A 6,172-nucleotide genomic window follows, 5' to 3' on the forward strand; every position below is an offset into this window, starting at 1 on the left:
TACAGTTCTTTGTCGTATTGTTAATATCGCAACCTTGCGAAATAAAGAGGATTGAGTATATGACGTTAAAATATTCTGGTGATATCGATGAATTAGCTTATCCCTTTATCTTTGAAGACTCCCCCTTATGTGATTTTGAAATTCTAACCGATGAGTTATGCACCTATACAGGGCTGGCATTATCTCAACTTGAAGAGGGAGAGCTCCGTCAATCATTAGAATGGTTACAACCACGTATCTTTCATTTAAATGGTTCTATTCGTGGTAAGTGCGGCATATTTGAAGCTGATATCGAAAAGCTTAAAGCTGATTATCATTACTTCCGTGAGCAGGTCAGTGATAGTAATAAACGCTTTGTTCTTCCTCGTGGTGTTGGGCAGGTCATACAACTACATCAGTGTCGAAGCTTGGCGAAGAAGGTTGTACGTCAATTAGTGTTAGTGGACGCTTCGGGAAAAAAGGTACCAGAGACCTTACCTCGCTTTACTAACTTGTTAGTTAACTACTATTTTGCATTGACCCGAGTATTAAACCAGCAAGCGGGTATTGAAGAGCCAGAATACATTAGTATTAATTACCCAAAACCTGCGTGAATGAAATATAAAAAATAATAAAAAACGTCATATATCAAAGATATATGACGTTTTATTGTTTCTGTCAAAAATGGTTAGTATTTACTTACCAATACAGAACGACGTAAAGATACGACCAAGTAAATCATCAGAGGTAAACTCACCTGTGATCTCACTTAGGTGCTGCTGAGCAAGACGTAGCTCTTCAGCAAGGATCTCACCTGCCATAAAGCCTTCAAGCTGCTCTTTACCAATATCGAGGTGCTCTGCTGCACGCTCAAGGGCATCTAGGTGACGACGACGCGCCATGAAACCACCTTCTGTGGTACCTGAGAAACCCATACATTGTTTTAGGTGTTCGCGCAGTGCATCAACACCATCACCTGTGCGCGCTGATAGGCGAATTAGGGTTGGGTTGTTAGCATGGCAAATACCGGTTTGCTCGCCTGTTAACTCGGCTTTGTTACGGATCACCGTTAAGCCCATATCGGCAGGTAGACGCTCAATAAAGTCAGGCCAGATCTCTTTAGGATCGGTCGCATCTGTGGTGGTGCTATCAACCATAAATAGCACGCGATCAGCATGTTCGATTTCATCCCACGCACGCTCAATACCAATACGCTCTACTTCATCGGAAGCTTCGCGCAGACCTGCTGTATCGATAATGTGTAGCGGCATGCCATCAATGTGGATGTGCTCACGCAGTACGTCACGGGTAGTACCAGCAATGTCTGTGACGATTGCGCTGTCTTTACCTGATAGAGCGTTCAACAGGCTAGATTTACCCGCATTAGGGCGACCAGCAATAACCACCTTCATCCCTTCACGCATAATCGCGCCTTGGTTAGCTTCTTTACGTACATCGTTAAGACGCTCGATGATGCCATTGAGATCGCCACTTACTTTACCGTCAGACAGAAAATCAATTTCTTCTTCAGGGAAATCAATCGCCGCTTCTACGTAGATGCGTAAATGGATCAGCGCTTCAACAAGGTCATTCACCTTTGTAGAAAATGCTCCTTGCAGTGATTTGAATGCGCTCTTAGCTGCTTCTTCAGAGCTAGCATCAATTAAGTCGGCAATCGCTTCTGCTTGCGCTAAGTCGAGCTTGTCGTTCATAAAGGCACGTTCAGAGAACTCACCTGGGCGTGCGGCACGAATACCGTCAATTTTTAAGATACGACGGATCATCATATCCATCAGTACCGGGCCACCATGGCCTTGCAGTTCCAACACATCTTCGCCAGTAAAGGAGTTCGGGCCTTTAAAGAATAGCGCGATGCCTTGATCGAGTGCTGTGCCATCTTCATTCTTAAATGGCAGGTATTCAGCGTAGCGAGTTTTCAGTTCGCGACCTGCAACAGCAAGCGCAACCTCTTTGGCTTTAGGACCTGAAACGCGGATGATGCCGACGCCACCACGACCCGGCGGTGTCGCTTGAGCGACAATAGTATCGATGTGTTGATTCATAACCTTGGCTTTGCTTGATAAAAACACGGCAATTGTAAACTAGTGTTGTGTCTAACACCTAATTAGGCAAATAAAAAAGGCGACTAAAAAGCCGCCTTAGTGCAAATGATACGTTACTTCGACTTATCTCGGCTATGTAAGCCTTGTGCTTCGAGCTGACGGAAGATAATAGTTTGCTGAATAAGGGTAACGATATTTGAAGTGAGCCAATACAGCACGAGACCTGCCGGGAAGAACAAAAAGAACACCGTAAAGATAACAGGCATAAAGGTCATGATTTTTTGCTGCATTGGATCGGTAACGGTCGATGGGCTGTTCTTTTGGATAAAGAACATCGAGATCCCCATTAAGATCGGTAGTACGTAATATGGGTCTTGTGCTGACAAGTTTTGGATCCAACCAAAGAAAGGCGCATTACGTAGCTCTGTTGACAGATTCAATACAGTATAGAGCGCAATAAAGATCGGCATTTGCAACAGTAAAGGTAAACAGCCACCTAATGGGTTGATTTGCTCTTTCTTGTACAGTGCCATCATTTCTTGGCTCATACGTTGGCGATCATCACCACAGCTTTCACGCAATGCTTGTAGCTTTGGCTGTAGCATGCGCATCTTTGCCATTGAAGTATATTGCGCTTTTGTTAGCGGATACATTAAGCCACGGACAATCAGGGTCAAAATAATGATGGCGACACCCCAGTTACCCATGACGCCGTGGATGAGTGACAGTAAATCATGGAGAGGGTTGGCGATAAATGATGACCAACCATAATCAGGGGTTGCTGTTGTCGTTAAATCTGGATTCATAATGTCGTGCCGAACTCCGCAAACTAAAGATTAAATTTTAACCAATTATAGTCCGATGAACGTCCGAGTAATGCAAATAAAAAAGGCGACCCGGAGGTCGCCTTTTTCTAACTAGCTTGGATTACTTCGCTTTTTTACTGCTGTGTAAGCCTTTTTTCTCTAGTTGACGGAAAATAATGGTTTGCTGGATCAGTGTAACGATGTTTGACACTAACCAGTAAAGCACTAGACCTGAAGGGAAGAACAGGAAGAAGAACGTAAACATCACCAGCATAAAGGTCATGATCTTCTGCTGCATTGGGTCAGTCACTGTTGACGGACTCATCTTCTGGATAAAGAACATAGTGATACCCATTAGGATAGGTAGCACGTAGTACGGGTCTTGTGCTGACAAGTCATGGATCCAACCGAAGAATGGCGCGTGACGCAATTCAACTGATTCCATTAGTGCCCAGTACAGCGCAATGAAGATTGGCATCTGTAGTAAGATTGGAAGACAGCCACCTAGTGGGTTTACCTTCTCTTTCTTGTACAGCTCCATCATCTCTTGGCTCATGCGTTGACGGTCATCACCTAGACGCTCGCGCATTGCTTGGATCTTAGGCTGAAGCATACGCATTTTAGCCATCGACGTGTATTGCGCTTTTGTTAGTGGGTACATAGCACCACGAACAATGAACGTTAGCACGATGATTGCGATACCCCAGTTACCCACGATGCTGTGAATAAATGAAAGTAGCTTGTGCAGTGGGCTAGCAATGAACCATAACCAACCGTAGTCTACCGTTAGGTTTAGGTTTTTTGCTGTTGCTGCCATTTCATTTTGCAGCTTAGGACCTACCCAAAGTGTCGCTTTGATTTCTTTACTCTGACCAGGTGCAACTGTTTCGATTGGCATGCGTACACCAATGTAGCCGTTACCGTTGCTGGTTGTAGAATAAACTTGAGAGGTTTGATCTGCACCATCGCGTGGGATCCAAGCAGAAACAAAGTAGTGCTGCATGATCGCCGCCCAACCTTCGTTCGCAGCAACATCAAGGTTCTTGTCCTTCATGTCGTCGAAGCTGTATTTCTTGTACTTAGTATCGTTTGCAGAATATGCGCCACCTAGGTAAGTAGGCATCGTTAGGCTACCGCCTGAATCACTTAGCTTATGACGAAGCTGTGCATACATTTGTACGCTTGCTGCTTTGTCTGTGTTATTCGCTACAGTGTAATCAACGTTAACCGCGTAATCGTTACGTTTTAGTACGAACGTTTTAGTGTAAGAAATGCCATCTTTAGTAAATGTCATTGGTACACGTAGTTCGTTTTGCTCTGGACCCATTACAAAATCTTTTGCTGTTACGCTGTATTGCGCACGGCCGTTTTGTTGTGAGTCAGCACCATTTGGACCAATAAGACCAGATTGCGCAATGTAATCATGACCGTTGGTATCGCTCAGCAGTACAAACGGGTCTTTTGAACCTAATGTGTTGTTGTATTTTAGAAGTTTGGCATCAACTACATCACCACCAAGCGTATCTACTGTTAATTCCAATACATCCGTTTTAATGGTAATTAAGTTTTGTGAACTAGTTTGGTCTGTTAGAGGCTGACCTTCACCTGAATGTGATGGGATATCACTATTTTGTGAGGCTTGTTGCGCTACACCTTGGCCTTGAGGCTGAGGATTCTTGTCTGCATTCCATTGTTGGAAAAGTAAGAATGAGACAAAAAGTAGAGCAATTAACAGAATATTACGTTGGGAACCCATAGTTAATGTTCTCTGTCGTTATGCTTAGTTGGCGGAACGGGGTCGTAACCACCGTTATTTAAAGGGTGACATTTTAATAGACGTTTCGCCGCTAACCAACAACCTTTTAATGCTCCATGCATTTTTACAGCTTCGATCGCATATTGAGAGCAGGTAGGGGTAAAACGACAGCGAGGTCCAAGAAGCGGACTTATTGCCAGTTGGTAAAAGCGGACTAGTCCTACGACTAGCCACGCGAAGGGCGAGACAGGCGATGCCATAATTTATCTAACAACTTAAAGAGTTCTTCGTTGCTCAACTCGTTAGCTGATTTCTTGGCAATGACTACGAAATCTTTTGCTGGAAGCTGATGTTGTTTAAGACGGAAACTTTCACGCACGATACGTTTAAAGCGATTTCGGTCGACAGCATTCTTAATCTGTTTTTTTGGAACAGCCAGACCTAGACGGGGGCAGTTTAGTTCGTTAGAACGAGCAAGAATAGTTAAGTGAGGAGAGCCAGCACGATGAGCTTGCTGGAAGACAGTTTTGTAATGTTCGGGAGTTAACAAGCGTAACTCCCGAGAAAAAGCGAACTTATTCAAAATAATCGTCGAGATTACTTAGAAAGACGCTTACGGCCTTTAGCGCGACGTGCGTTGATTACAGCACGACCGTTCTTAGTAGCCATGCGTGCACGGAAACCGTGAGTACGCTTACGCTTAAGAACAGTTGGTTGGAAAGTACGTTTAGACATTTTGTTACCTTAAATTAACTGATCAGTTTTTAAGTTTGTTACCAGTCTTTGGCAATAATTTGCCAAACACCTCTAACAAAGAGGCGGAATTGTAATCACTGACCCTCAAAGAGTCAATAAATATACGTGTAACTGGCAACGGGCGCTGAATTATACGTTTTGTAGCCATAAGCGCAAGGATCCTTAGATGATCATCTATCAATTTAATCGTTTTTTAGCAAAGGATCGTGCAATCGGTCGTGATCGGGTGGGGCTTTTTGTGATAAATGCGCATTGATCATTACTGTTTTGTCTTATTTAATCGGCTTTAGCTGGATCTATCACCTGTCACGGTATGTTTGGGCTTAGATCTTTCCCATATAAAGTGATGAATTGAAAGCGAATGCTAAAAAGTGGGTAAATGGAACGATTTCGACAAGATTAGAAGAGTAAAAAGACTTAGTTTGGGGGGATTTTTGAGTAAATAGGTTACCCACAATAGAACATTTTACCTGTGGATGATAATTGAGCGAAAAAATATCGCTAAATTTAGGTAAAAACGCCAATAAATAGGTGATGAGGCGCATTTATTTTATCGGGGTGTGTTAATATAACTGTGAGTAACAACAGGTTAAATTGTGCTGATCTCCACTTTTTTGTGCGATCAGTGTGTATAACTTGGATCTTATTCACTTGATCTGCGATCTCTTTACTGGAGATCCTCTTCTCTCGGGTATAAAATTATAACCCTTTTTGTGTTTTGTTTATTAAGTGTGGAGTCTAACTTGTCATCTTCGCTATGGTTGCAGTGCCTTCAACGCCTTCAGGAAGAACTCCCTGCGACAGAATTCAGC

The 6,172-nt window shown here is 43.4% G+C and carries 6 protein-coding genes and 1 pseudogene; 1 reads left to right on the forward strand and 6 read right to left on the reverse strand.

Annotation, left to right across the window (positions count from 1 at the left end; translation table 11 throughout):
* Positions 1–59 precede the first annotated feature (59 nt).
* Positions 60–593, forward strand: a complete 534-nt coding sequence (locus Q7674_RS21820; protein WP_305423369.1) for a cobalamin adenosyltransferase family protein — start codon at positions 60–62, stop codon at positions 591–593.
* Positions 594–674: 81 nt separating this feature from the next.
* On the opposite strand, the gene mnmE is transcribed toward Q7674_RS21820, so the two are convergent.
* The 6 genes and pseudogenes from mnmE to rpmH form a co-directional block, all read right to left on the reverse strand.
* A complete protein-coding gene (gene mnmE / locus Q7674_RS21825; RefSeq protein WP_023933986.1) occupies positions 675–2,042 on the reverse strand; it encodes a tRNA uridine-5-carboxymethylaminomethyl(34) synthesis GTPase MnmE in 1,368 nt (455 codons plus the stop codon).
* A 113-nt stretch (positions 2,043–2,155) separates the two neighbouring features.
* Positions 2,156–2,821, reverse strand: a pseudogene (gene yidC / locus Q7674_RS21830) (membrane protein insertase YidC); the annotation flags it as partial.
* Between the two features lie 148 nt (positions 2,822–2,969).
* Positions 2,970–4,604, reverse strand: coding sequence for a membrane protein insertase YidC (gene yidC / locus Q7674_RS21835; protein ID WP_305423372.1), 1,635 nt, complete (start codon positions 4,602–4,604; stop codon positions 2,970–2,972).
* Positions 4,605–4,606: 2 nt separating this feature from the next.
* Positions 4,607–4,864: a membrane protein insertion efficiency factor YidD gene (gene yidD / locus Q7674_RS21840; protein ID WP_023933982.1), complete on the reverse strand. Its 258-nt coding sequence runs from the start codon at positions 4,862–4,864 to the stop codon at positions 4,607–4,609.
* Positions 4,831–5,187, reverse strand: coding sequence for a ribonuclease P protein component (gene rnpA / locus Q7674_RS21845; RefSeq protein WP_080562911.1), 357 nt, complete (start codon positions 5,185–5,187; stop codon positions 4,831–4,833). The genes yidD and rnpA overlap by 34 nt, the downstream gene beginning before the upstream one ends.
* 14 nt (positions 5,188–5,201) lie before the next feature.
* Positions 5,202–5,339: a 50S ribosomal protein L34 gene (gene rpmH / locus Q7674_RS21850; RefSeq protein ID WP_008988310.1), complete on the reverse strand. Its 138-nt coding sequence runs from the start codon at positions 5,337–5,339 to the stop codon at positions 5,202–5,204.
* Positions 5,340–6,172 lie beyond the last annotated feature (833 nt).

Origin of the sequence: Photobacterium leiognathi (assembly GCF_030685535.1) — a bacterium.
Classification (GTDB): Bacteria; Pseudomonadota; Gammaproteobacteria; order Enterobacterales; family Vibrionaceae; genus Photobacterium; species Photobacterium leiognathi.

Excerpts from the sequence above, each read along its gene's own strand:
- Q7674_RS21820 (WP_305423369.1), top strand. The coding sequence starts at position 60 with ATGACGTTAAAATATTCTGGTGATATCGATGAATTAGCTTATCCCTTT.
- mnmE (WP_023933986.1), bottom strand. The coding sequence starts at position 2,042 with ATGAATCAACACATCGATACTATTGTCGCTCAAGCGACACCGCCGGGT.
- yidC (WP_305423372.1), bottom strand. The coding sequence starts at position 4,604 with ATGGGTTCCCAACGTAATATTCTGTTAATTGCTCTACTTTTTGTCTCA.
- yidD (WP_023933982.1), bottom strand. The coding sequence starts at position 4,864 with ATGGCATCGCCTGTCTCGCCCTTCGCGTGGCTAGTCGTAGGACTAGTC.
- rpmH (WP_008988310.1), bottom strand. The coding sequence starts at position 5,339 with ATGTCTAAACGTACTTTCCAACCAACTGTTCTTAAGCGTAAGCGTACT.